Genomic DNA, 26,241 nt, shown 5'->3' with positions numbered 1-26,241 from the left:
TTGTCTACCCGGTTTTCCGGAGAAAGATTTGATACATATAGGACTGATATAGCCTTACCTAGTTCGGTGGCCTTGATGGAGTGTGCTATTTTGGTCGCTGCAGGACGGAGATTATCGAGCCGCCCCTGTGAGTTTGCAATTGACAGGTAGATGTTTGCACCCATCTCGCCTGTTCGGCTATCAATATTTACCGTGACACTGTATAAGCAATGGCCATCCGGTAAGGAATTGTCCTTTTCGATGGCGGCGCGGATACCTTGTTCCTCTGTCTTTTTCTCTAGGTGCACTGCTGCGGTACTGCAGCGTGCAGATTTTTGAGTACCATCTGCGCAACCTATTAGGAAATTTTGCGCTGCCAAGGTTAGGCCAAGGAGAATTCCGGCTTTCTGGCTGACGCGGCGCCGTCTCACGTACGGGCCTCCCATCCGTCTCGCTCTTGATCATAGCCGTCGGTAACGGCGCCAGGCCAATGATCGAGGCCGTTTTTTGTTACAAATCCGGCTGGGTGCTGTGTTAAGCCTCTTAGCTCGTTCGACGAGATTACGACCTTCGACTGGAGTTCAATGAATCCGGTGATCGTTCTGGTAACCAAGCCTACGGTGTTGACAACGGCGTCATTTATTTTATTTATACCCCATAAGGCGCCAACCCCGGTGGCTGTTTCGGTCAAGCCCTCGCCATACTCCGTCAATAGCGGGGCAGTGCCGTCGACAATAGATTTATAGAACACCCGCCCTTCGGCCGCTAAAGTAAGCAATTCGGTGTGAACCTTTTGACACATCTCTTTTGTGCTCGCCATGGCGGTCTGCTGGCTCTCGCGCACAGCTTTGAATGCGTCGTAGGCGCTGCCTTCCCAGCTGCCGTCAAGGCTGATCTCGGGGTCCTTGGTGTAATTAGTTGCCTTGCCGACGATATTTCCGGCGATTGTCCATGAATGTGCAAGATCGATGAACAGAAATGGCGCGCCGATGCCTTCGCCTGCTTCATTGAGTTTGTCCAACAGGATTACGAGTTGATCCTGAATGGAATCGCGAGTACTGGTAATCGCCGCCCACATGCTAGGGTTATACCATTTCAGGTCGTCGACCGTTTCATTGATCTTATCCGGGGCGGCCTTCCATTTTTCCACTTGCTTTTCAAATTCTGACGTTATGAGCGTTAGCTCGTCCTTGCTGGTAACTATGGGCTCAGTCATTGTGGGGGAAGGTCCAATCCAGTCGATACAGTTTCGATTTTTTTCATCGTATCTTGATCCTCTGCGCCGAATTCTTCGGCTACCTTGAACAACGCGTCGCCGACTGCGGTCGTTTCGGTCACTCCCTCGCGCAAGCGAGCCTGTATATACGTAGCAGCCTGGGTGTAGGATTGCCAGGCCCCGGCGTAGAGTCCAAACTGCAGCATTGAGTGCTTCAACGACTCGATATGGTTAGCTGCGAACCCGAGCTCCCCGGCAACGTCGAGTTTCCACGCCCTGCTAGCATTATTTAATTTTGTTGTGCTTACAGACAGTTTGCTCATATTTCATTCCTCAAGAGCTGTTGACAGTGCTTTATCAGCCTGGATATCACTTCGTCGTCAGTTTCTTGGCTCAGGTATTGGTCATGGACAATCGTCGGTTGACGCGCTCGAATCGTATTGCAGCAGGCGATGATATCATCAGCGATTGTCAGCATCGAATTTCGCGACGCCCACTCCGGATCGATCCGGACATCGAATAGCCGCGCTGTCGATGCCCTGATAACGACTGACGGTTCACCCCAGCGGGTTTGCCCAGGGCCGCCGACTGTATGTTCTCGACTTCCCAGGAAGTCATTGTACAATTCGATATAATCAGTATATCTTCGTGTTTGAAGTAGCGCGGCAGTGATTTCTCGAAGTTTTGGCATTGTTCTTATCGATTGACCATTTTCTGCCTTTTCCAAATCCTTTGCATACAATGAGTGATTGTATGCATCGATAATCAACTTCCCATACTCGGAAGGTTCTGCCACGCGTGCTAGTTGTTTGTGTAGCGTGACTGATGTAGGCAGCCGATCGTCACCGAGGTTCACTTGGACCAGTGAATTAGGCGACGCCGTAACGCTCCTGCGCGCAGACTCTGGCGTGGAGATCAACGTGTCCGAGGGTGGCGTAATGTCGTATCCGTGTGTTGAGGGCGGGTCATCCCAGTACTCATCGTCTGGATCATCGTAGTGGTTGAAGAATCCAGGATTTGACATGAATCTCCATTCGTTTACGGCTGCCTAACATCTGTGCAGTGGATCGTAATAGGGAGTCGGGGAGTAGATGCGGATTCGTATGGACTCAGACCGGTCGCGGAATCGAATATTTCGCCAAGCTCGATGTGGGGCGGTACCCTGTGATGGAATGGCGATGGTACCCTGGAGAATGCTGGAGCTATCTCGTATCCCGATTCGTACGCAGACGGCTCAAGGTTGCGCCAAGAGCGGTGACAACTCCTACGCCGATGAATTTGCAGAGCCCCCAATTGCCGTCCCCCTGTTTTCCTAGCCCGTCGAGTCCGCGTGAATCTACCAATGCGGCTAGGTGAGTGGCAACAGCCTGGGTGTGAACCACTTGATCGGATGGAGTCTTTCGATTCTGACTGAGCCGAGCCTCCGCCCCTCAGGACGTGGACGCACCGCGGAACCATGCTGAGTCCGTGGCCTCGCCCTATGGCCCGTTGGCCGGATAGGGCGCATAGACTGGCGGTAGCTCACTGCGAAGTCGGGGCAGCGGGACTAGTTGCTTGTCTCGAGGTGGGGACTGTTCACCACGTAGACAGGACATCGCCAAACGCGAGTATTCGCCGCCGAACCGAGTGCCGCCGACGGTGGGCACCGCCCGAATGCTGCCGAGCCCGCTCCCTAGACTTCTCGCCATGACTGTGCATTTCATCGGGGCGGGCCCCGGGGCGGCGGACCTGCTCACGGTGCGCGCTGTGACTTTGCTGCGCGACAGCCCGGTCTGCCTGTACGCGGGCACCTACCTCGACCCCGAGGTACTGGCCCACTGCGCGCCCGGCACGCAACTGATCGACACCCAGCGCCTTGACCTGGACCAGATCACCGCCCACCTCGTGCGGGCGCATGAGGCGGGTAAAGACGTCGCCCGTCTGTGCTCGGGCGACCCGTCCATCTATTCGGCACTCACCGAACAAACCCGCCGCCTCGACGCACACGGCGTTCCCTGGGACATCACCCCCGGCGTCCCCGCCTACGCGGCGGCCGCGGCCGTCCTCGGCACCGAACTCACGATCCCCGAGGTGGTGCAGTCGGTGGTCCTGACCCGCACCCAGGCCCGCTCGACGAAGATGCCAGAGGGCGAGGCCCTGGCGAACTTCGCCGCCACCGGCGCCACCCTCGTTCTGCACCTGGCCATCACGAGGATCGCAACCCTCGCCGACGAACTGGCCGAGGAATACGGCCCCACCTGCCCGGTCGCCGTCGTCTACCGAGCCAGTCAGCCCGAACAAGTGGTCCTGCGCGGCACCCTCGCCGACATCGCCGCCCAGGTCGAATCGGCGGGTCTGCGCCAAGCGGCCGTCATCCTCGTCGGCCGTGCGATGAACATCCCCGCCACCTGCGCCCAGTCACACCTCTACGACCCGGCCCGTCAGCGCGGGGAGTGATCCGCGCCCGGGCATGTGACCCATCACTCAATCGCTCGCGCGCACGACCGCGAGAGTCGGGATGTGAGGTGCGCGGAACAGTCAGCAAACCGGGTGCGACGGATCTACCTGGGTCGATGCCCGCCAGCTATGGAGGTGGTTGGTTGCGGGGCAGCGGCACCGGTAGATTGGTGCGATGGTTTGCGACGAGCACACCGGCGCGGTCGGCCGGACGGTCCGAAGCATGGTCTCGGCCATGTAACGAGATCGGCTGAGCCGACAGATAGTGCCTATGGACATTTTTTGCCTGATTGATTTCGAGAATTGAACCCGAGACGCAGGCGCCACCGCTGGATCTGGCTGGGCGTCTGCGTTCCGGTGTCGTCGGGGAGCGCCTGGAACGGGTGTTCCGGAAGCGAGGTTTGGGTTGGACCGGCTGGATTTCGGCGGAAACGGCGAAACTGGTGACGGACGTGGAGGCTCTTCGGAGTACTTCCCGCTCTCGCCCGCACAGCTGGGTATCTGGTACGCGCAGCACGTCGACCCGCTGGTGCCGATCAATATCGCCCAGTACGTCGACCTGCGTGGCCGCCTCGATGTGGCCGCGCTCGAGCGGGCGAGCGCCGGTGCCGCCACCGACCTCGAATCGGGCTGGCTGCGCATCGTCGAGATCGACGGCGAGCCGATGCAGACCATCGACCCCACCCAGGACGCGACGCTGATCTATGTCGATCTGCGTGGCGAGGCCGACCCGGAGGCCGCCGCCGCCGAGTGGATGCGCGCCGAGTACAGCCGCCCGCTCGACATCGTCGCCGACCGCCTGGTGCAGGCCGCCGCGCTGCAGCTCGAGGACGAGCGCTGGTACTGGTACGCCCGCGTCCACCACATCGTGCTGGACGGTTTCGGCGCCAACAACTTCGTCAACCGCACGGCGCAGCTCTATACCGCCGAGGTCACCGGCATCCCGGCCCCGCCGAACAAGGCCGCCGATCTGCGCTCGCTCTACGAGTCCGAGATCGCCTACCGCGACAGCACCCGATTCCAGTCCGACAAGGAGCACTGGGCCCAGCGTGTCGCGGGCCTGGAGGAGGGCAGCAGCCTCACCGGTCGGTCGGCGCCGCCGTCGCCGGTCAACGACATCACGAGCGCCGCGCTGTCGCCGGACCAGGACGACCTGCTCGCCGCCGCGATCACCCGCCACGACAGCACCGCCGCCCCGTTGCTGATCGCCGGCTTCGCCGCCTACCTGGCCCAGATCACCGGCACCGAGGACGTCATCCTCAGCCTGCCGGTCACCGCCCGCACCACCGCGACCATGCGCCGCTCCGGTGGCGCGACTTCCAATATCGTGCCGCTGCGCCTGCGCGTCGGACACGACACCACGGTCGCCCAGCTGCTGCGTTCGGTCACCACCGAGGTGTCGGGCGCGCTGCGTCACCAGCGCTACCGGCACGAGGACATCCGCCGCGATTCGGCGGGCGATGGCATGGTCTCCACGGAGTTCTTCGGCCCGTGGGTCAACATCATGCTGTTCGACAACCAGCTGCGCTTCGGTGACATGGAGGGCACGCTCAACGTGCTGTCCACCGGGTCCATCGAAGACATGGGCGTCAACTTCTACCAGTCGCACGGCGGCACCCGCTCCCACATCGACTTCGAGACCAACCCGAACCTGTATTCGGCCGAGGAAGCGCGTACTCACCACGCCCGTTTCCTCGAGTTCTTCGACCGCTTCCTCGCCGCCGACGCCGAACTGCCCGTGTGGGCGCTGCCCGTCACCGGCGCCGAGGAACTGGAACGCTCGCTCACCGAGTGGAACGATTCCGCGCACGAGGTCCCCGCGACCACGCTGCCCGCCCTGCTCGACGCCCAGGCCGCGCGCACCCCCGACAACATCGCCCTGGATTTCGAGGGTGAAACGCTCACCTACGCCGAGTTCGCCGACCGGGTGAACCGGCTCGCGCGTTTCCTGATCGCCGACGGTGTCGGCCCGGAATCCCTCGTCGCCCTCGGCATGCGCCGCTCGCTGGAGCTGGTGATCGGCATGCACGCCGTGCTGCGCGCCGGTGGCGCCTACGTGCCGATCGACCCGGATCACCCGGCCGACCGCACCGCCTACATCCTCGAATCCGCGGCACCGGTCTGCGTGCTCACCACCAGCCGTGACGAGCTCGACCTGCCCGCCGATGTCGCCCGGGTGGAGATCGATCGACTCGACACCACCGGTTTCGACGCCACACCTGTGTCCGATGCCGACCGGCTCGCCCCGCTGCGCCCGGACAACACCGCCTACGTCATCTACACCTCCGGTTCCACCGGCCGCCCCAAGGGCGTCGCGGTCACCCACCACGCGATCGTCAACCAAGAGCTGTGGATGCTCGACGAGTACCGGTTGACCGCCGACGACGTGTACCTGCAGAAGACCGCGACCACCTTCGACGTGTCGCTGTGGGGCTACTTCCTGCCGCTGATGGTCGGCGCGAAGCTGGTCATCGCCTCGCCCGACGGGCACCGCGACCCGCTGTATGTCGCGGACATGATCGAACGCCACGGCGTCACCGTGACGGATTTCGTGCCGTCCATGCTCACCGTCTTCGTCTCGCACGCCACCGCCGCCCAATGTGCTTCGCTGCGTGCGGTTTTCGTGATCGGTGAGGCGCTGCCGCCGGAGACCGCCGCCGGTCTGCGCGCCATTTCCAGCGCCGGACTGCACAACCTGTACGGCCCCACCGAGGCCGCGGTCTCCGTAACCTATTGGGAGGCAACCGAAGCCGACACCGTCACGGTGCCGATCGGTATCCCCGAATGGAATGTCGAAGTCTACGTTCTGGATTCGCGGCTGCGCCCGGCCGCGATCGGTGCACCGGGTGAGCTGTATCTGGCCGGTCGTCAGCTGGCCCGCTGCTACCGCGGCCGCCCCGACCTGACCTCGGACCGCTTTGTCGCCAACCCCGTCGGTGGCCCCGGCGAGCGCATGTACCGCACCGGTGACCTGGTGCGCTGGAACAGCGACGGCGTCCTCGAGTACATCGGCCGCACCGACTTCCAGGTGAAGTTCCGTGGTCAGCGCATCGAACTCGGCGAGATCGAGACCGACCTGCTCGCGCACCCGAGCGTCAGCCAGGCGGCGGTGCTCGTGGTCGACACCGCGACCGGTCAGCAGCTGGTGGCCTACGTGGTGCCCGCGCCCGGCCAGTCCGCCGACCCGGCGACGCTGACCAGGTTCGTCGCCGAGAAGCTGCCGAGCTACATGGTGCCCGCGTCGATCATGGTGCTCGACGCGTTCCCGCTCAACACCAGCGGCAAGCTCGACCGCAAGGCCCTGCCCGAGCCGGTGTTCACCGCCGCCGCGGGCGATTTCCGTGCTCCGCGTACCGCCGCCGAGCAGATCGTCGCGGGCATCTTCGCCGATGTGCTGAGCCAGGAACGGGTCGGCGCCGACGACAACTTCTTCGAACTCGGCGGCAACTCGCTGGTCGCCACCCAGGTCGTGGCCCGCATCGGCGCCGCGTTCGGCATCCAGCTCGGCGTGCGCGCCCTGTTCGAGACGCCGACCGTCGCCGGCTTGGCCGCGCGTGCGGAAGCCGTTGCGCCCGCCGAGATCTCGTCTCGTCCGCCGCTGGTCGCCCAGGAGCATCCGGATCGGGTGCCGCTGTCGCTTGCTCAGCAGCGGATGTGGTTCATCAACCAGTTCGACCCTGCCGCGCCCACCTACAACCTGCCCTTCGTGGTGCAGATGAAGGGCCGTGTCGAGGTCGACGCGCTCATCGCAGCGCTCAATGACGTTGTGGTGCGCCAGGAGTCGCTGCGCACGATCTTCCCCGATGCCGACGGCGGCTTCCAGCGGGTGCTGGGTGCCGACGAGTTCGACCTCGGCATCACCGTGTCCTCGATCGATCAGGCCGAGCTGCCCGCCGAGCTGGTCGACTTCGCTTCGAGGGGTTTCGACGTCACCCTCGAACTGCCGATCCGGGTGCGGATCTACCGGGTCACCGGCGGAAGCACCAATGGCACACCGGAATACGCGGTCGCCTTCGTCGTCCATCACATCGCCGCCGACGGTTTCTCCTTCGGCCCGCTGGCCCGCGATGTCGCCACCGCCTACCTCGCCCGCGCGGCGGGGCTGGCCCCGGCGTGGGAACCGCTGCCGGTGCAGTACCGCGACTACACACTGTGGCAGCGCGACCTGCTCGGTTCGGAGTCCGATCCGGAGTCCATCGCGGCCCGCCAGATCGACTACTGGCGCCGGGCGCTGGACGGCCTGCCCGACCAGCTCGACCTGCCCGCCGACCGGACCCGCCCGCAGCAGCAGAGTTTCCGCGGCGCGCAGCTGGCCTTCGACATCGACCCCGACCTGCACGCGGACCTGATCGCCCTGGCCCGCGCCAAGGGCGTCACGCTGTTCATGGTGCTGCACGCCGCGCTCGCGGTGCTGCTGTCGCGACTGTCCAACACCCGCGACATCGCGGTGGGCACCCCCATCGCCGGTCGTGGTGAGCAGGCGCTCGACGACCTGATCGGCATGTTCGTCAACACCCTGGTGTTGCGCTCCGACGTTGACCCCGGCCTGTCGTTCGCCGATTTCCTGGCCCGTACCCGCGACACCGACCTGGCCTCGTTCGGCAATGCCGACGTGCCGTTCGAGCGTCTCGTCGACGTGCTCAACCCGACCCGCTCCCAGGCGCGCCACCCGCTGTTCCAGGTGATGCTGTCGTTCCAGGAGATGGCGCACGGCGAGCTGGAGCTGCCCGGTCTCACGGTCAGCGCCGACGAGCTCGAGGTCGCGATCGCCAAGTTCGACCTGCAGTGGACCATCACCGAACAGCACAGCAGCGGTGGTGCCCCGCAGGGTCTCGCGGCGGTCGCGCAGTTCGCGACCGACCTGTTCGACGCCGAGACCGTGCAGTCGTTCATCGACCGGCTGCTGTCGATCCTGCGCGCGATCACCGTCGACCCGTCGGTGGCCGTCGGTGACATCGATCTGCTCGGTGAGCAGGAACGTCTCGATGTCTCGCGCGAGTGGGTCAGTTTCGCCCCCGACGGCGGCACCGGTCGGTTCGCCGACCGGGAGATCACCCTGGTCGACCTGTTCGAATCCGCCGTTGCGGCGCATCCGGACAATGTCGCGGCCCGCTATGGCAACGAGTCGCTCACCTACGCCGAGCTGGACCAGCGCGCGAATGCGTTGGCGCGCAAGCTGATCGCCGACGGCGCGGGCCCGGAGTCCCTGGTCGCGGTGATCCTGCCGCGATCGCTGGATCTGGTCGTCGCGCTACTGGCGGTGGTGAAGACGGGTGCCGGTTATGTACCGGTCGACCCGACGTATCCGGCCGAGCGCATCGCCTACGTGCTCGAGGACTCGCGTCCGACGAGCGTTGTCATCGACGCCGACTCCGAGGTCGAGCTGTCCGACGACCTGCCCGTACTGGTGCTCGGTGAACTCGACCACGCCGACGGCGCGCCGATCACCGACGCCGACCGCCGCGCACCGCTGTCGCCGGACAATGTCGCCTACGTCATCTACACCTCCGGCTCGACCGGCCGCCCCAAGGGCGTCGCCGTCGCGCACCGGAATGTGGTGCGGCTGTTCGCGAACACCGATCGTGATTTCGGTTTCGGCCCCGACGATGTATGGACGCTGTTCCACTCCTACGCCTTCGACTTCTCCGTCTGGGAGCTGTGGGGCCCGCTGCTGTTCGGCGGCACCGTGGTGGTCGTCGACTACTTCACCTCGCGTTCGCCGGAGCAGTTCCTCGATCTGCTGCGCACCGAGCGCGTGACGGTGCTCAACCAGACGCCCTCGGCCTTCTATCAGCTGGCCGAGGCCGACCGCAATGCCGGTCCCGGCGTCGAGCCGCTGAGCCTGCGCTACGTGGTGTTCGGCGGTGAGGCGCTCGAGCTGCGTCGCCTGTCGGATTGGGTTGCCCGCCACGGTGATTCGTCGCCGACGCTGGTGAACATGTACGGCATCACCGAGACCACGGTGCACGTGTCGTACCGCGCGCTCGATGCCGAAACCATCGCCGCCGCTTCGGGTTCCATCGTCGGCCGCGCCATCGCCGGTCTGAGCGTGTATGTGCTCGACTCGCGTCTGCGTCCGGTTCCGGTGGGTGTCGCGGGTGAAATGTATGTTGCCGGACCGCAATTGGCGCGTGGCTACCTCGGCCGCCCGGACCTGACCGCCACCCGCTTCGTCGCGAGCCCGATGGGCGACGGCGAACGCCTCTACCGTTCCGGCGACCTCGCGCGCTGGAACCGTTTCGGCGAGCTCGAATACCTCGGCCGCGCCGACGACCAGGTGAAGGTGCGTGGTTTCCGCATCGAACTCGGTGAGATCGAAGCCGCTGTGCTGTCGCACTCGGAGATCGCGCAGGCCGCGGTCATCGTGCGCGAGGACCAGCCCGGCGGCCAGCGCATCGTCGCCTACGTCGTCGCCGAATCGCACAAGCTCGACCTCGACGAGGTTCGCCAGTTCGCCGCCGACCAGCTCCCGGCCTACATGGTGCCTTCGGCGTTCGTGCAGCTCGACGCCATCCCGCTGACCGTCAACGGCAAGCTGGACCGCCGCGCCCTGCCCGCCCCGGTGTTCGAGGTGCGCGAATTCCGTGCGCCGACAACGCCGATCGAGCAAATCATCGCGCAGGTCTTCGCCGACGTGCTCGATCTGCCGCGCATCGGCGTCGACGACGACTTCTTCGAACTCGGCGGCAACTCGCTGATCGCCACCCAGGTGGTCTCGCGCGTCGGCATCGCCCTCGATACCCGCGTTCCGGTGCGGATGCTGTTCGAGGCGTCCACCGTGGCCGCCCTGGCCGCGCGCGTGGAATCGCAGGCGGGCGACGGCGCCCACAAGGCCCTGGTGGCGCGCGAGCGGCCCGAGCAGGTGCCGCTGTCGCTGGCTCAGCAGCGCATGTGGTTCCTCAACCGCTTCGACACCGCCTCGGCGGTCAACAACATCCCGGTGGCCATCCGCCTGTCCGGTGACCTCGACGTGGCCGCCCTGCAGGTGGCCGTCATCGATGTCATCGACCGGCACGAGTCGTTGCGCACCGTCTTCCCCGACTCCGGCAACGGCCCGGTGCAGGTGGTGCTCGACGCCGCCCAGATCGTGCCCGACCTCACCCCGTACCGGGTCACCGAGGAAAACCTCATCGATCACCTGATCGACCTGGCCTCGATGGCCTTCGACGTGACCAGCGAAGTACCTCTGCACGCACGGCTTTTCGAGATCTCGGACTCCGAGTACGTGCTCGGCATGGTGGTGCACCACATCTCCGCCGACGGCTGGTCGATGGCGCCGCTCTCGCGCGACGTCATCATGGCCTACGCCGCGCGCACCTCCTGGGAGGCGCCGACCTGGGCCGAATTGCCGGTCCAGTACGCCGATTACGCGCTCTGGCAGCGCGAGGTGCTGGGCTCCGAGGACGACCCGACCTCGCTGATCTCCTCCGAGATCAACTACTGGAAGCGCGAACTCGCCGATCTGCCCGACGAGCTGGTGCTCCCCGCCGATCACCCGCGTCCGCCCGCCGCCAGCTACCGCGGCGGCACCTACAGCTTCGTGATCGCGGGCGAAACCCAGCGTGCCCTGATGGAGTTGGGCCGCCGCTACAACGCCTCGCTGTTCATGGTGATGCACAGCGCCCTCGCGGTGCTGCTCGCGCGCTCGAGCGGATCGTCCGACATCGCCATCGGCACCCCGGTGGCCGGTCGTGGCGACCAGGCGCTCGACGATCTCGTCGGCATGTTCGTCAACACCCTGGTGCTGCGCACCGAGGTGGACGGCGCCACCGCCTTCGCGACCCTGCTCGACCAGGCCCGCGAGACCGACCTGCAGGCCTTCGCCCACGCCGACGTGCCGTTCGAGCGGCTCGTCGAGGTGCTCAACCCCGCTCGTTCGCAGGCGCGGCACCCGCTGTTCCAGGTGATGCTGTCGTTCCAGAACACCAAGCAGGCCTCGCTGCAACTGCCCGGCCTGTCGGTGAGCGGTATCGACTACGACGCCCAGCTGGCCAAGTTCGACCTGCAGCTGACGCTGACCGAGGTGCAGGACACCGACGGCGAGGTCGGCGGCATGTCGGCCGAGTTCTCCTACGCGCTCGATCTTTTCGAGGAATCGACGGTCGCCGCGTTCGCCCGCCGCCTCGACAACATCTTCGCCGCGATCGTCGCCGACCCCGAGGTGCCGGTCGGCGACATCGACCTGCTCGCACCCGAGGAGCACGCACAGGTCCTGGTCGACTGGAACGACACCGCGCACGCGGTGCCGCACGCCACTCTGGTCTCGCTGTTCGACGCCCAGGTGGAGCGCACCCCCGACGCGGTCGCGCTGGTCTTCGAAGCCGAACAGCTCACCTACCGCGAGCTGCAGGAGCGCGCCAACCGCATCGCCCGCAGGCTGATCGCCGACGGTGTCGGCCCGGGTTCGCATGTGGCCCTTGCCATCCGGCGTTCCACCGAACTCGTCGTCGCGATGTACGCGGTGCTGCAGACGGGTGCGGCCTACGTGCCCCTCGACCCCGATCAGCCCGCCGACCGCATCGGCCACATCATCGAGACCGCAGAGCCGCAGCTGGTGCTCACCAGCCGTCGCGACGGTTTCGAGGCCGAGGGCGTCACCGTGCACGCCGTCGAGAACATCGAGGCGCCCGCCGATTTCAGCGGCGCCCCGATCACCGACGCCGAGCGGGTGCGTCCGCTGCGCGACAGCAACACCGCCTACGTCATCTTCACCTCCGGTTCGACCGGCCGCCCCAAGGGTGTCGCCGTCGACCACGCCGCGATCGTGAACCGGCTGCTGTGGATGCAGCACGAGTACCCGATCGACGCCACCGACGCGGTGCTGCAGAAGACCCCGGCCACCTTCGACGTGTCGGTGTGGGAGTTCTTCTGGCCGCTGCAGACCGGTGCGCGCCTGGTGGTCGCCAAGCCCGACGGTCACCGCGACCCGGTGTACCTGGCGCAGATCATCGCCGAACAGTCCATCACCACAGCGCATTTCGTGCCGTCGATGCTGTCGGTGTTCGTGTCGACCCTCGGCAACAACGGCAACGGCGACGCGGTGCGCATGCGTCAGGTGTTCGCCTCCGGTGAGGCGCTGCCCGCGCCGACCGCGCAGCGCCTGCGTGAGCTGACCGGTGCCCGCCTGCACAACCTGTACGGCCCCACCGAGGCCGCCGTCGACGTGACCTATCACGAGGTCGTCGACGCCGACGTGGAGTCGGTGCCGATCGGCCGTCCGGTGTGGAACACCAAGGTGTTCGTGCTGGATTCGCGCCTGCACCCCGTCGCCTCCGGTGTCGCGGGTGAGCTGTATCTGGCGGGCGATCAGCTCGCCGTCGGCTACCTCAACCGGGCCGACCTCACCGCCGACCGCTTCGTCGCCAACCCCTACGGCCCCGCCGGTTCGCGCATGTACCGCACCGGCGACCTGGTCACCTGGACCCGCGACGGTGAACTGAACTACCTGGGCCGCACCGACTTCCAGGTGAAGCTGCGCGGTCTGCGCATCGAGCTCGGTGAAATCGAGGCGACGCTGCTGGCCCAGCCCGGTGTCGCGCAGTCGGTCGTCGTTGTCCGTGCCGACGCGCACGCGGGCGATCAGCTCGTGGGTTACGTTGTGCCCGAACCGGGCTCGGCTCTCGATGTGGCCGCCGTCAAGGCCGGGCTCGCCGCCGAGCTGCCCGCCTACATGGTGCCCTCGGCGCTCGTCGTGCTCGAGGCGTTCCCGCTCAACGCCTCCGGCAAGCTCGATCGCAAGGCGCTGCCCGCCCCGGTGTTCGAGGCCAAGGTGTTCCGCGCGCCCTCGACGCCGATCGAGGAGATCGTCGCCGAGATCTTCGCCGACCTGCTCGGTGCCGAGCGCGTGGGCGTGGACGACGATTTCTTCGCCCTCGGCGGCAACTCGCTGGTCGCCACCCAGGTGGCGGCCCGCCTGAGCAAGGCGCTCGACGCCGAGGTCGGCGTGCGCACCCTGTTCGAGGCGCCGACCGTCGGCGCGCTCGCCGCGCGGGTGGAATCGCACGCGGGCAGCGGTCTGCGCGCCGAGCTCACCGCGCGTCCGCGTCCGGAGTACCCGCCGCTGTCGCTGGCACAGCAGCGCATGTGGTTCCTCAACCGCTTCGACGCCGAGGACACCGGCACCTACAACATCCCGGTCGCGGTGCGCCTGCAGGGCCTGCTCGACTTCCCCGCCCTGCGCGGGGCCGTCGCCGACGTGATCGCCCGCCACGAGTCGCTGCGCACGGTCTTCCCGTCCCACGACGGCACCGCCTACCAGAAGGTGCTCGCCGCCGCGGCCGCCATTCCGGACGTGGAACTGGTCGAGGCCGACGAGACCGACATGGCGACCTCGCTCTACGAGTTCGCCCGTCGCGGTTTCGACGTCACCGCGAATCCGCCGGTGCGCCTTCGGGTCTACGAGCTGAGCGAACGCGAGCACGTGCTGGTGATGGTGGTCCACCACATCGCCTCCGACGGTTTCTCGCTGCGCCCGCTGGTGCGCGACCTGATGACCGCCTACGTCGCCCGCACCGCCAACGCCGAGCCCGGCTGGCCGCCGCTCGCCGTGCAGTACGTGGACTACGCGCTGTGGCAGCGTGAGGTCCTCGGCGACGAGAACGACCCCACCTCGCTGATCTCCGAGCAGCTCGACCACTGGCGCACCGCGCTGGCCGACCTGCCCGACGAGCTGCGCCTGGGCCACAAGTCGCGGCCCGCGCAGGCCAGCTACCAGGCGGGCACGCACCGCTTCGAGGTGCCGGGCGAACTCGTCGACGCCCTCAACCGCGTGGCCCACGAGCACAGCACCACCCTGTTCATGGTCGTGCACAGCGCCTTCGCCGTGCTGCTCGCGCGCCTGTCGGGCACCTCCGACATCGCCATCGGCACCCCGGTCGCCGGTCGTGGCCAGCAGGCACTCGACGACCTGGTCGGCATGTTCGTCAACACCCTGGTGCTGCGTGCCGAGGTCGACCCCGGCGTCACCTTCACCGAACTGCTCGGCCAGGTGCGCGAGAACGATCTGGCCGCCTTCGCCCACGCCGACGTGCCGTTCGAGCGCCTCGTCGAGGTGCTCAACCCGGCCCGTTCGCAGTCGCGGCACCCGCTGTTCCAGGTGATGCTGTCGTTCCAGAACCTGGGCCGCACCACCCTGGAACTGCCCGGTCTGACCGTGTCGGAGCTGGGCATCGACCAGCACACCGCCAAGTTCGACCTGCAGCTCGCGCTGAGCGAGGTCCCGGCCGACGACGACAGCCACCTCGACGCCGAACTCGTCTACGCCACCGACCTCTTCGACGCCGCGTTCGCCGCCACCTTCGGCGCCCGCCTGCTGCGTGTGCTCGGTGCGATCGTGGCCGACCCGACCGCCCCCGTCGGCGACATCGAACTGCTCGACAATGCCGAGCGCGCCCTGGTGCTCGACCGCTGGAACGACACCGAGTTCGCGGTCGACGCGGCACTGAGCACCCCGAGCGACGACGACCCGGCCACCCTCAACGCGCTGTTCGAGGCGCAGGTCGCGCGCACGCCCGACGCGACAGCTCTCACGTTCGAGGGGACAAGTCTGTCCTACGCCGAGTTCGCGGTCCGCGTGCGCAAGCTCGCCCGCTGGCTCAAGGACGCCGGTGTCGGCCCGGAATCGTATGTGGCCCTCGGCATGCGGCGTTCGATCGACCTGCTGGTCGGTATGTACGCGGTGTCGGCCGCCGGTGGCGCGTATGTGCCGCTGGATCCCGATCATCCGGCCGAGCGCATCGAGCACATCCTCGACACCGCGCAGCCGGTGTGCGTGCTGACGTCGGGGGAGAGCCTGCCCGCGGCCGCCGGTCGCGAGGTGCGCATCGACCAGCTCGACCTGTCCGGCCACTCGGCCGAGCCGGTCACCGACGCCGACCGGCATCGCCCGCTGCGCTCCGGCAACACCGCCTACGTCATCTTCACCTCCGGCTCCACCGGGCGCCCCAAGGGCGTCGCGGTCAGCCACGCGGCCATCGTCAACCGCCTGGTGTGGATGCACGCCGCCTACGGGCTGGCCGCCGACGACGTGGTGCTGCAGAAGACGCCCGCCACCTTCGACGTGTCGGTGTGGGAGTTCTTCTGGCCGCTGCAGGTGGGTGCGCGCCTGGTGGTCGCCAAGCCCGACGGGCATCGCGACCCGGCCTACCTGGCCCGGCTGATCGTGGCCGAGCAGGTCACCACGGTGCACTTCGTGCCGTCGATGATGGCCGTGTTCGTCACCGAACCGCTTGCCGCCGACTGTGTTTCGCTGCGCAATGTGTTCGCTTCCGGTGAGGCGCTGCCCGCGCCGACCGCGCAGCGCCTGCGCGAACTCACCGGTGCCGCGCTGCACAACCTGTACGGACCGACCGAGGCCGCGGTCGACGTGACCTTCCACGAGGTCACCGAGGCCGACACCGATACTGTGCCGATCGGCGCCCCGGTGTTCAACACCCGTCTGTACGTGCTGGATTCGCGGCTGCGACCCGTTCCGGTCGGTGTCGCGGGTGAGCTGTATCTGGCGGGCGTGCAGCTGGCCCACGGTTACGTCGGTCGCCCCGACCTCACGATGGACCGCTTCGTCGCCGACCCGTTCGCCCCGGGCGAGCGTATGTACCGCACCGGTGACCTCGTCACCTGGACGCCGGACGGCGAGCTGGAATACCTGGGCCGCACCGACTTCCAGGTGAAGCTGCGTGGTCTGCGTATCGAACTCGGTGAGATCGAGTCCGCGCTCACCGCGCTGCCGCAGATCGCGCAGGCGGTCGTTGTGGTGCGCGTCGACGAGCACACCGGCGACCAGTTGGTCGCCTACGTGATCCCGGAGACCGGGCAGAGTGTCGACACCGACGCGACGAAGGCCGCCCTGTCGGCCGAACTGCCGGTGTACATGGTGCCCGCCGCGTTCATGGTGCTGAGCGCCTTCCCGCTCAACGCTTCCGGCAAGCTCGACCGCAAGGCGCTGCCCGCCCCCGTGTTCGCCGCGCGGGTGTTCCAGGCGCCGGTCACCCCGGTGCAGCAGATCGTCGCCGCCACCTTCGCCGAGGTGCTCGGCGCGGGCCAGGTCGGCCTCGACGACGACTTCTTCGAACTCGGCGGCAACTCGCTGGTGGCCACCCGGGTCGCCGCGCGCCTGTCGGAGGCCCTCGACGCCCAGGTGCCGCTGCGCGCGCTGTTCGAGGCGCCGACCGTCGCCGCGCTGGCCGCTCGCGTGGAAACCGCGTCCGGCCGGGGCTCGCGCGTGCCGCTCGCACCGCGTCCGCGTCCCGAGCTGGTTCCGCTGTCGCAGGCCCAGCAGCGCATGTGGTTCCTCAACCGCTTCGACAACCGCACCGCCGTCAACAACATCCCGATCGCCGTCCGGCTCACCGGTGAACTCGACACGGCCGCACTGGAATCCGCCATCGCCGACGTGATGGCCCGGCACGAGTCGCTGCGCACCTTCTACCCCGAGATCGAGGGTGCGGGCTACCAGCAGATCCTGCCCGTCGACGAGGTCCGTTTCGCGCTGCCTGCTCAGCCGGTCGCCGCCGAGGACGTCGTCGCCCGCGTGGTCGAGCTGGCGAGCGTGCAGTTCGATGTCACCCGCGAGGTGCCGTTCCGCGCGAGCCTGCTGCGGATCGATGAGCGCACGCATGTCGCCGTCCTGGTGATGCACCACATCAGCGGTGACGGTTTCTCGCTGCGTCCGCTGCTGCGTGACGTGGTGGTCGCCTACACCGAACGCGCCCGCGGTGAGGTGCCTGCCTGGGCGCCCCTCGAGGTGCAGTACGCCGACTACACGCTGTGGCAGCGTGAGGTGCTCGGCGAGGAGTCCGATCCCGATTCGGTCGCCGCGGGTCAGCTCGCCTACTGGACCGAGCAGCTGCGCGACCTGCCCGACCAGATCGAACTGCCCGCCGACCGGCCGCGTCCCGAGATCGCGACCAATGCCGGTGACCTGTACCGGTTCTCGATCGACGCCGAGCTGCATCGCGCGCTCACCGAGATCGCCCGCGCCCGTGGCGTCACCCTGTTCATGGTGATGCACGCGGCCCTGGCCACCTGGGCCGCGAGACTGTCCAACAGCACCGACATCGCCATCGGCACCCCGATCGCCGGCCGTGGCGAGCGTTCGCTCGACGACCTGGTCGGCATGTTCGTCAACACCCTGGTGCTGCGCAGCGAGGTCGACCTCGGCGGGCGCTTCGGCGACCTGCTCGAGCAGGTCCGCAAGGTCGACCTGTCGGCCTTCGCCAATGCCGACGTGCCGTTCGAACGGCTCGTCGAGGTGCTCAGCCCCACCCGCTCGCAGGCGCACCACCCGCTGTTCCAGGTGGCGCTCACCTTCGAGGCGGCCACCGCCGCCGACACCGGCACCGTCGCGCTCCCGGGTCTCGACCTCGACGTGGTCGACTTCGACCCGGGCACAGCGAAGTTCGACGTGCAGCTCACCGTCGGCGAGGCCGCCGACGGCTCGCTGGCCATGTCCTGGAACTACGCCACCGATCTGTTCGACGCCGAGACCGTCGCCGCCTTCGGCGACCGCCTGGTCCGCATCCTGCGCACGGTGGCCGAGAATCCGGACGTGATCGTCGGTGACATCGACCTGCTCGGTGAGGCCGAACAGCGCGATGTCGCCCAGCGCTGGGTGTCCTCGGGCGCCGACGCCATCGCCCTGCCGGTGGTGCACGATGCCAGCACCCCCGCCGGCTACCGGCGTGGGCTGTTCGGCAACCGGCACACCACTCTGGTCGACCTGTTCGACGCGGCCGCGGCCGCCTACCCGGACCGGATCGCCGCCAAGTTCGGCGTCGAATCACTCACCTACGCCGAGCTCGACCGCCGCGCGAATGTGCTGGCGCGCAGGCTGATCGACGACGGTGCCGGTCCGGAATCACTGGTCGCGGTGATCCTGCCGCGTTCGCTGGATCTGGTCGTCGCCCTGCTCGCTGTGGTGAAGACCGGTGCCGGTTATGTGCCGGTCGATCCGACGTATCCGGCCGAGCGCATCGCCTACGTGCTCGAGGATTCGCGCCCGACCAGCGTCGTGCTCGACTCCACCGTCCAGGTGACGGTGCCTTCGCATCTGCCCTCGGTGGTCCTCGACGGGTTCGCCGTGGAGACCGGCAATGTGGAGGACGCCGACGATGCGCCCATCACCGATGCCGATCGCCTCGCGCCGCTGTCACCCGACAATGTCGCCTACGTCATCTACACCTCCGGCTCGACCGGCCGCCCCAAGGGTGTCGCCGTCGCGCATCGGAATGTGGTGCGGCTGTTCGCCAATACCGATCGCGACTTCGGTTTCGGCCCGCGCGACGTGTGGACCCTGTTCCACTCCTACGCCTTCGACTTCTCCGTCTGGGAGCTGTGGGGTCCGCTGCTGTTCGGCGGCTCGCTGATCGTCGTGGACTACTACACCTCGCGTTCGCCCGAGCAGTTCCTGGAACTGCTGCGGGTGGAGCAGGTGACGGTGCTCAACCAGACGCCGTCGGCGTTCTACCAGCTGGCCGAGGCCGACCGGAACGCCGGACCGGGCCTCGATCCGCTCGCCCTGCGCTACGTGGTGTTCGGCGGTGAGGCGCTCGAGTTGCGCCGCCTGTCTGATTGGGTTGCCCGCCACGGTGATTCGTCGCCGACGCTGGTGAACATGTACGGCATCACCGAGACCACGGTGCACGTGTCGTTCCGTGCGCTGGACGCGAAGACCATCGCGGCGGCGGCCGGTTCGGTCGTCGGCCGGGCCATCGCGGGCCTGAGCGTGTTCGTGCTCGACTCGCGGCTGCGCCCGGTGCCGGTGGGTGTCGCGGGTGAGATGTATGTCGCGGGACCGCAATTGGCGCGCGGTTACCTGGGTCGGCCCGACCTGACCGCCACCCGGTTCGTCGCCAATCCCCTTGCGGGCCCGAACCAGGCCGGTTCGCGGCTGTACCGTTCCGGCGACCTCGCGCGCTGGAACCGATTCGGCGAACTGGAATACCTCGGCCGCGCCGACGACCAGGTGAAGGTGCGTGGTTTCCGCATCGAGCTCGGTGAGATCGAAGCCGCCGTGCTCGCCCAGCCCGGCATCGCCCAGGCGGCGGTCATCGTGCGTGAGGACACCCCCGGTGACCAGCGCATCGTCGCCTATGTGGTCGCCGACGCCGACATCGAGCCCGATCTCGACGCCGTGCGCACCGGCGCCGCCGAGCAGCTGCCCGCCTACATGGTGCCGGCCGCGCTCGTGCGGCTCGAGTGGATCCCGCTCACCGTCAACGGCAAGCTCGACCGCCGTGCCCTACCCGCCCCGGCGGTGCAGGCGCGTGCCTTCCGTGCCCCGGTCACCCCGGTGCAGGAAACCGTGGCCGCGGTGTTCGCCGACGTGCTCGGCCTGGACCGGGTCGGCGTCGACGACGACTTCTTCGACCTCGGCGGCAACTCGCTGATCGCCACCCGCGTCGTCGCCCGCATCGGCGCCGCGCTCGGTGCGACGGTGCCCGTGCGCGCCCTGTTCGAGGCGTCGACCGTGGAAGCCCTCGCGGCCCGGGTGGAATCGCACACCGGCGGCACCGCCCGCGCGGCGCTCGTCGCCCGCGAACGCACCGACGGCGAACTGATCCCGCTGTCGTTCGCCCAGCAGCGGATGTGGTTCCTCAACAAGTACGACACCACCTCCTCGGCCTACAACCTGCCCGTCGCGATCCGTCTCACCGGCGACCTCGACGTCGAGGCGCTGTCGCTGGCGCTGGCCGACCTCGTGCGCAGGCACGAATCGCTGCGCACCCGCTACCCCGAGCACGGCGGCACCCCGGTGCAGCAAGTCGTTGCGGCCGAACGCATTTCGCTGGATCTGCGCCCGGTCACCGTCGCCGCCGACCAGCTCTTCGAGACCGTCACCGAGTTCGTCTCCACCGGATTCGATGTGGCGGAAGAGGTTCCGTTGCGCGCCCGGTTGTTCCGCGTCGACGAGCACGAGCACGTGCTTGTCGTGGTGGTCCACCACATCGCCGCCGACGGTTTCTCCATCGCGCCGCTGACTCGCGACGTGATGCTGGCCTACACGGCTCGTGCCCAGGGCACCGCGCCCGGCTGGGCGCCGCTGCCGGTGCAGTACGCCGACTTCGCCGTCTGGCAGCGCGCCGTCCTCGGCACCGAGGACGACGCCGATTCGCTGATGGCGCGTCAGGTGGCCTACTGGCAGCGTCAGCTCGCCGGAGTCCCCGACGAACTGACCCTCCCCTTCGACCGCCCGCGTCCGGCCGTCGCCTCGCTGCGTGGCGCGTCGGTGCACCGCGAGCTCTCGCCCGAGCTGATCGCCCGCCTCGACGAGGTGGCCAGGCGGCAGGGTGCCTCGCTGTTCATGGTCATGCACACCGCGCTCGCGGTGCTGCTGGCCCGGCTGTCCGGTTCCGACGACATCGCCATCGGCACCCCCATCGCCGGCCGTGGCGAGCAGGCCCTCGACGACCTCGTCGGCATGTTCGTCAACACCCTGGTGCTGCGCACCGGTGTGCGCCCCGGTGAGTCGTTCACCGACCTGCTCGAGCAGGCCCGCAAGACCGACCTCGACGCCTACGGCAATGCCGACGTGCCGTTCGAGCGCCTGGTCGAACTGCTCGCACCCGAGCGGTCGCAGGCCCGCAACCCGCTGTTCCAGGTGATGCTGGCCTTCCAGAACCTGGACCGCACCACCCTGGAACTGCCCGGTCTCGCCGTGTCGGCGCTCGATCTCGACGAGAGCGTCGCCCGCTTCGACCTCCAGTTCACCCTGTCCGAGCTGGGCGAACCCGGCCACGGCGGGATGGCGTTGGCGCTGAACTACGCCACCGAACTGTTCGACGAGGCGACGGTCGACACCATCGCGACCCGCTGGGAACGCGTGCTCGAGGCCGTGGCCGCCGACGCCTCGGTGACCATCGGCGCGATCGACGTGCTCGACGCCGCCGAACGGGCCGACCTGGTGTTCCGTGTCGGCGCACCGCCGGTGCCCGCCCGCACCCTGCGCAGCCTGCTCGCCGACGCCGCCGCGACGAACCCGACCGGCGATGCCGTCGTGTTCCAGGGGACAGCTCTGTCCTACGCCGAGCTCGACGAGCGCTCGAACCGCTTGGCGCGCTTGCTGATCGAGCAGGGCGTCGGCGCCGAAGACCTGGTCGCCATCGGTGTCCCGCGCTCGGCCGATTCGGTGCTCGCCGCCTGGGCCGTCGCCAAGACCGGCGCGGCCTTCGTCCCGGTCGACCCGACCTACCCGGCCGACCGCATCGCGCACATGGTCACCGACTCGGGTTCGCCGCTGGGCATCACCGTCGCGTCGGTGCTCGGCGGACTCCCCGACATCACCTCTGCCCTTACTCCGGCCGCCGCACAGGCCGGTGGCGATGCCACTGCGGGCACCCCTGCTGACGGAAAGTCTGCGGCCGGCTGGCTCGTGCTCGACGAGCTCGATCTCGATCGCTTCGACGGCGGCCCGATCGCCGACGCTGAGCTGGTCCGGGCAACCACGCCCGAGCAGCCCGCTTACGTCATCTACACCTCCGGCTCGACCGGTGTGCCCAAGGGCGTCGTGGTCACCCACGCCGGTCTCGCCAACTTCGGCGAGGAGCAGGCGCAGCGCTACCACCTCGATTCGTCCACGCGCGCACTGCATTTCGCCTCGCCCTCGTTCGACGCGTCGATCCTGGAACTGCTGCTCGCCCTGGCGCGCGGTGGTGCGCTGGTGGTCGTCCCGCCGGGTGTGTACGGCGGTGACGAACTGTCCGAGCTGATCCGCGCCGAGCGGGTCACCCATGCCTTCATCACCCCCGCCGCCCTGGCGACCTTCGACCCGAGCGGCCTGGATTCGCTGCGGGTGCTGGTCGCCGGTGGTGAAGCGGTGCCCGCCGATCTGGTGTCTAAGTGGGCGGTTCCGTTGGCGGACGGCACGACTCGTGCCTTCCACAACGGCTACGGTCCGACCGAGACCACGATCATGACGAACATCAGCGATGCGCTGGTGCCGGGCGAGCTGGTCACCATCGGTGGACCCACGCGCGGCATGCGCTCGCTGATCCTGGACGCCCAGCTCCAGCCTGTTCCGGTGGGTGTCGCGGGTGAGCTGTACCTGTCGGGCATCCAGCTGGCGCGCGGTTACCACGCCCGCCCCGGCCTGACCGCCGACCGTTTCGTCGCCGACCCGTTCGTCCCGGGGGAGCGGATGTACCGCACCGGTGACGTCGTGCGCTGGACGCCGGAACGCACCGTCGAGTACGTCGGCCGCTCCGACTTCCAGGTGAAGATCCGCGGTTTCCGTATCGAACTGGGCGAGATCGACTCCGCCCTCGCCTCGCACGACACGGTCGACTTCGCCGTCACCCTCGGCCACAAGAGCACCGCGGGCGCCGTCTCGCTGGTGTCGTATGTCGTTGCCGCGCCGGGCCGTTCGATCGATGTGGCCGCGCTCACCGCGCACGTCGAGGAACGCCTGCCCGCCTATATGGTTCCGTCGTCGATCATGGTGATCGACCGGGTGCCGCTCACCCCGGTCGGCAAGCTCGACCGCAAGGCCCTGCCGGAGCCGGTGTTCGCCACCGAGGTCTCCTTCCGGGCCGCGCGCACCCCGATCGAGCAGACCATCGCCGAGGTGTTCGCCGAGGTGCTCGGCGTCGAGCGCGTGGGTGTGGACGACTCGTTCTTCGCCCTGGGCGGCGACTCGATCGTCTCCATCCAGCTCGTCTCCCGGGCCAAGGCCCGCGGCGTGCTGTTCACCCCGCGCCACGTGTTCGAGCAGCGCACCGTCGCCGGTCTGGCCTCGGTCGCCGAAACCGCCGATGTGGCAGCGGCTTCCGCCGTGACCCTGGCGGAGCTGCCCGGCGGTGGCGTCGGTGAGATGCCGTTGACCCCGGTGGTGCGGTTCATGGCCGAGCGATCGGGTTCGTTCGACCGGTTCAACCAGGCCATGGCCCTCGAGCTGCCCGTCGGCATCGACCGGGCGGGGATCGCGGCAACCGTCGGCGCGGTCGTCGACCGCCACGACATGCTGCGCTCGCGTCTGCACCAGGTCGACGGCCGCTGGGTCGTCACCACCGCCCCCACGGGCAGCGTGGACGCCGACACCCTGATCGACCACACCACCTTCGACCCGAACGTCTCCGACGTTGAACTGTTCGAGATCGCTTCGGCCGCACTCGATGCGAGCCTGGGCCGGCTCGATCCCGCCGCCGGTGTCGTCGTGCGCTTCGTGTGGCTGGAGCCCACCGAGCCGGTGACCCCGACCATCTCGCTGCCCGGCACCGCAGCGGCGGCGCAGGGGTCCGGCGAGGTCGCGTCCGCGACCTCGTCCGCTGATACGGAGAGCAAGTCGGCACGCCGGGCCGGACGACTGATCGTGGTGGCTCACCACCTCGTCGTCGACGGTGTGTCGTGGCGAATCCTGGTGCCCGACTTCGTCTCCGCCTGGGGTCAGCTGTCCTCGGGCCAGCAACCGGAGCTGGTCGCCCCCGCCACGTCCATGCGCGCCTGGGCGCACGCCCTGGCCGACGAGGCACGCAACCCCGACCGCCTCGCCGAGCTCGACTTCTGGCGTGAGGTCGTCGAAACACCGGACCCGCTGCTCACCGAGCGGCCGATGAACCCGGCCGTCGATGTCTCCGGTGTGATCGAGAAGCTGCCGGTGGAGGTGTCCGCCGAAGTCACCAAGGCCCTGCTCACCACCGTGCCCGCCCTGTTCCACGGCGGCGTGAACGACGGTCTGCTCACCGCGCTCGCCCTGGCCGCCGCCAAGTGGCGCACCCGTCGCGTGCCCGGCAAGTCGGACGACGCGAACGACGCCCTGCTGGTGCGTCTGGAAGGCCACGGCCGCGAGGAAGAGGTCGCGCCCGGTGCCGACCTGTCCCGCACGGTCGGCTGGTTCACCGCGATCTTCCCGGTGCGCCTCGACCTGACCGGCATCGATCTCGACGCCGCGCTGGCCGGTGGTCCGGCGGTCGGTCAGGCCGTGAAGGCGGTCAAGGAACAGCTGCTCTCGGTGCCCGACAAGGGCATCGGGTACGGCCTGCTGCGGTACATGAACGCCGACACCGCCGCCGAACTGCCCACCGAGCTGCCCGGCCAGATCAGCTTCAACTACCTCGGCCGGGTCGCCGACAGCGATGTCCCCGACGCGCTGCGCGGTTTCGGCTGGATCCCGGCCGCGGAGCTGGCCTCCCTCGGCGGCGCCTACGACGCCGACATGCCCGCCATGGCGCCGCTCGATGTCAACGCGATCGTGGTCGGCGACAAGCTCAGCGCCAATATCGGTTACCCGAGCACCCTGCTCGGCGCGGCCGAGATCCGCGAATTCGCCGACCTGTGGGTCACCGCGCTGGAAGCCGTTGCCAGGCACGCCAATTCCGCCGACGCGGGCGGTCACACACCGTCCGACTTCGCGCTCGTGCGCGCCACCCAGCGCGATATCGACGTCTGGGAGCGCCGCTACCCCGAGCTGACCCAGGTGTGGCCGCTGGCCGCGCTGCAGGCCGGCCTGTTCTTCCACGCCCGCCTCGCCGCGAGCTCGGTCGACGTCTACACCGCCCAGGCGGTGCTGACGCTCACCGGTCATGTCGACGCCACCCGTCTGCGCGCCGCCGCCCAGGCACTGCTCGACCGGCACGAGACCCTGCGCACCGCGTTCGTCACCGATCACGACGGCAACGCCGTGCAGATCGTCCTCGACAACGCCCGCGTGGTCTGGGCCGAACACGACCGCACCGAAACCGGCGAGTTCGCCGACCTCGTCGAGGCCGACCGCAACGCCCGCTTCGACCTGGCCGAGCCGCCGCTCATCCGCTTCACCCTGATCCAGGTGGGCGAGCACGAATGGCGTTTCGTGGTGGCCAACCACCACATCCTGCTCGACGGCTGGTCGATGCCGCTGGTGATGCGCGACCTGCTCGCGCTCTACGCCCTGCACGGTGACGCGAGCGCGCTGCCCGCCGTCCGCTCCTACCGGCACTTCCTGGAATGGGTTGCCCAGCAGGATCATTCGGCCTCCGTGGCCGTCTGGTCCGACGCGCTGCGCGGGGTCACCGAGCCCACGCTGCTCGCCCGCCCGGACGCGAGCCGCGAGATCACCGCCCTGTCGGACGAGTACCTCTTCGATCTGGACGAGATCACCACCGGCCGCCTGGTCGCGCTGGCCGCCGACCTCGGCGTCACCCCGAACACAGTGCTGCAGGTGGCGTGGTCCATCGTGCTCGGCCGGATGACCGGTCGCGACGACGTGCTGTTCGGCACCACCGTCTCCGGTCGTCCCGCGCAGCTGTCGGGCGTGGAGTCGATGGTCGGCCTGTTCATCAACACCGTGCCGGTGCGCGTCCGCTTCGACGCGGCCGAATCGGTGCGCGACGTGCTGACCCGCACCCAGGGCGAGCAGGCCGACCTGCTCGACCACCACTACATCGGCCTGGCCGAGATCCAGTCGGCCGCCGGGGTCGGTGGCCTGTTCGACTCGCTGGTGGTCTTCGAGTCCTACCCGGTCGACGCCGAGGGCATCAAGGCCCAGGCCGCCGACATCGACGGCATGGCCGTCACCGGCCTGGACGCGGCAGACGCCACCCACTACCCGCTCTCGCTGATCGCCCAGCTCGACACCCAGCTGCGTATCCGCGCCGGCTACCTGAGCGACCTGTTCGACGCCGCGACCGTGCACCGCATCG

General features: G+C 68.0%; 5 protein-coding genes (1 of these 5 only partly in view). 2 read left to right on the top strand and 3 right to left on the bottom strand.

Annotation, left to right across the window (positions count from 1 at the left end):
- Positions 1 to 406: 406 nt before the first annotated feature.
- Genes NCO8_RS20595 through NCO8_RS31475 form a run of 3 tightly spaced genes read right to left on the bottom strand, consistent with a single transcriptional unit; the run spans position 407 to position 2,051 of the window.
- Entirely contained in the window at positions 407 to 1,195 is a 789-nt protein-coding gene (locus NCO8_RS20595) for a hypothetical protein (RefSeq protein ID WP_067641818.1), read from the bottom strand.
- Positions 1,192 to 1,518: a hypothetical protein gene (locus NCO8_RS31480; RefSeq protein WP_157105021.1), complete on the bottom strand. Its 327-nt coding sequence runs from the start codon at positions 1,516 to 1,518 to the stop codon at positions 1,192 to 1,194. Before NCO8_RS31480 ends, NCO8_RS20595 begins: the two co-directional genes overlap by 4 nt.
- On the bottom strand, positions 1,515 to 2,051 hold the full coding sequence (locus NCO8_RS31475) for a hypothetical protein (protein ID WP_157105020.1): 537 nt from the start codon (positions 2,049 to 2,051) through the stop codon (positions 1,515 to 1,517). Before NCO8_RS31475 ends, NCO8_RS31480 begins: the two co-directional genes overlap by 4 nt.
- An 830-nt stretch (positions 2,052 to 2,881) precedes the next feature.
- On the opposite strand from NCO8_RS31475, the gene cobM reads away from it, so the two are divergent.
- Entirely contained in the window at positions 2,882 to 3,631 is a 750-nt protein-coding gene (gene cobM, locus NCO8_RS20585) for a precorrin-4 C(11)-methyltransferase (protein ID WP_067641816.1), read from the top strand.
- A 406-nt stretch (positions 3,632 to 4,037) separates the two neighbouring features.
- Positions 4,038 to 26,241: the 5' portion of a non-ribosomal peptide synthetase gene (locus NCO8_RS20580; protein WP_067641815.1), read on the top strand. The gene runs 21,668 nt beyond the window's last position; 22,204 of the gene's 43,872 nt are visible here — the first part of the coding sequence; its start codon is at positions 4,038 to 4,040; its stop codon lies off the right edge, out of view.

The sequence above is a fragment of the Nocardia coubleae NBRC 108252 genome (assembly GCF_001612805.1).
Lineage (GTDB): Bacteria > Actinomycetota > Actinomycetes > Mycobacteriales > Mycobacteriaceae > Nocardia > Nocardia coubleae.
Note: the sequence above shows the minus strand (reverse complement) of the source record. Positions and strands in the feature narration are given on the sequence as shown.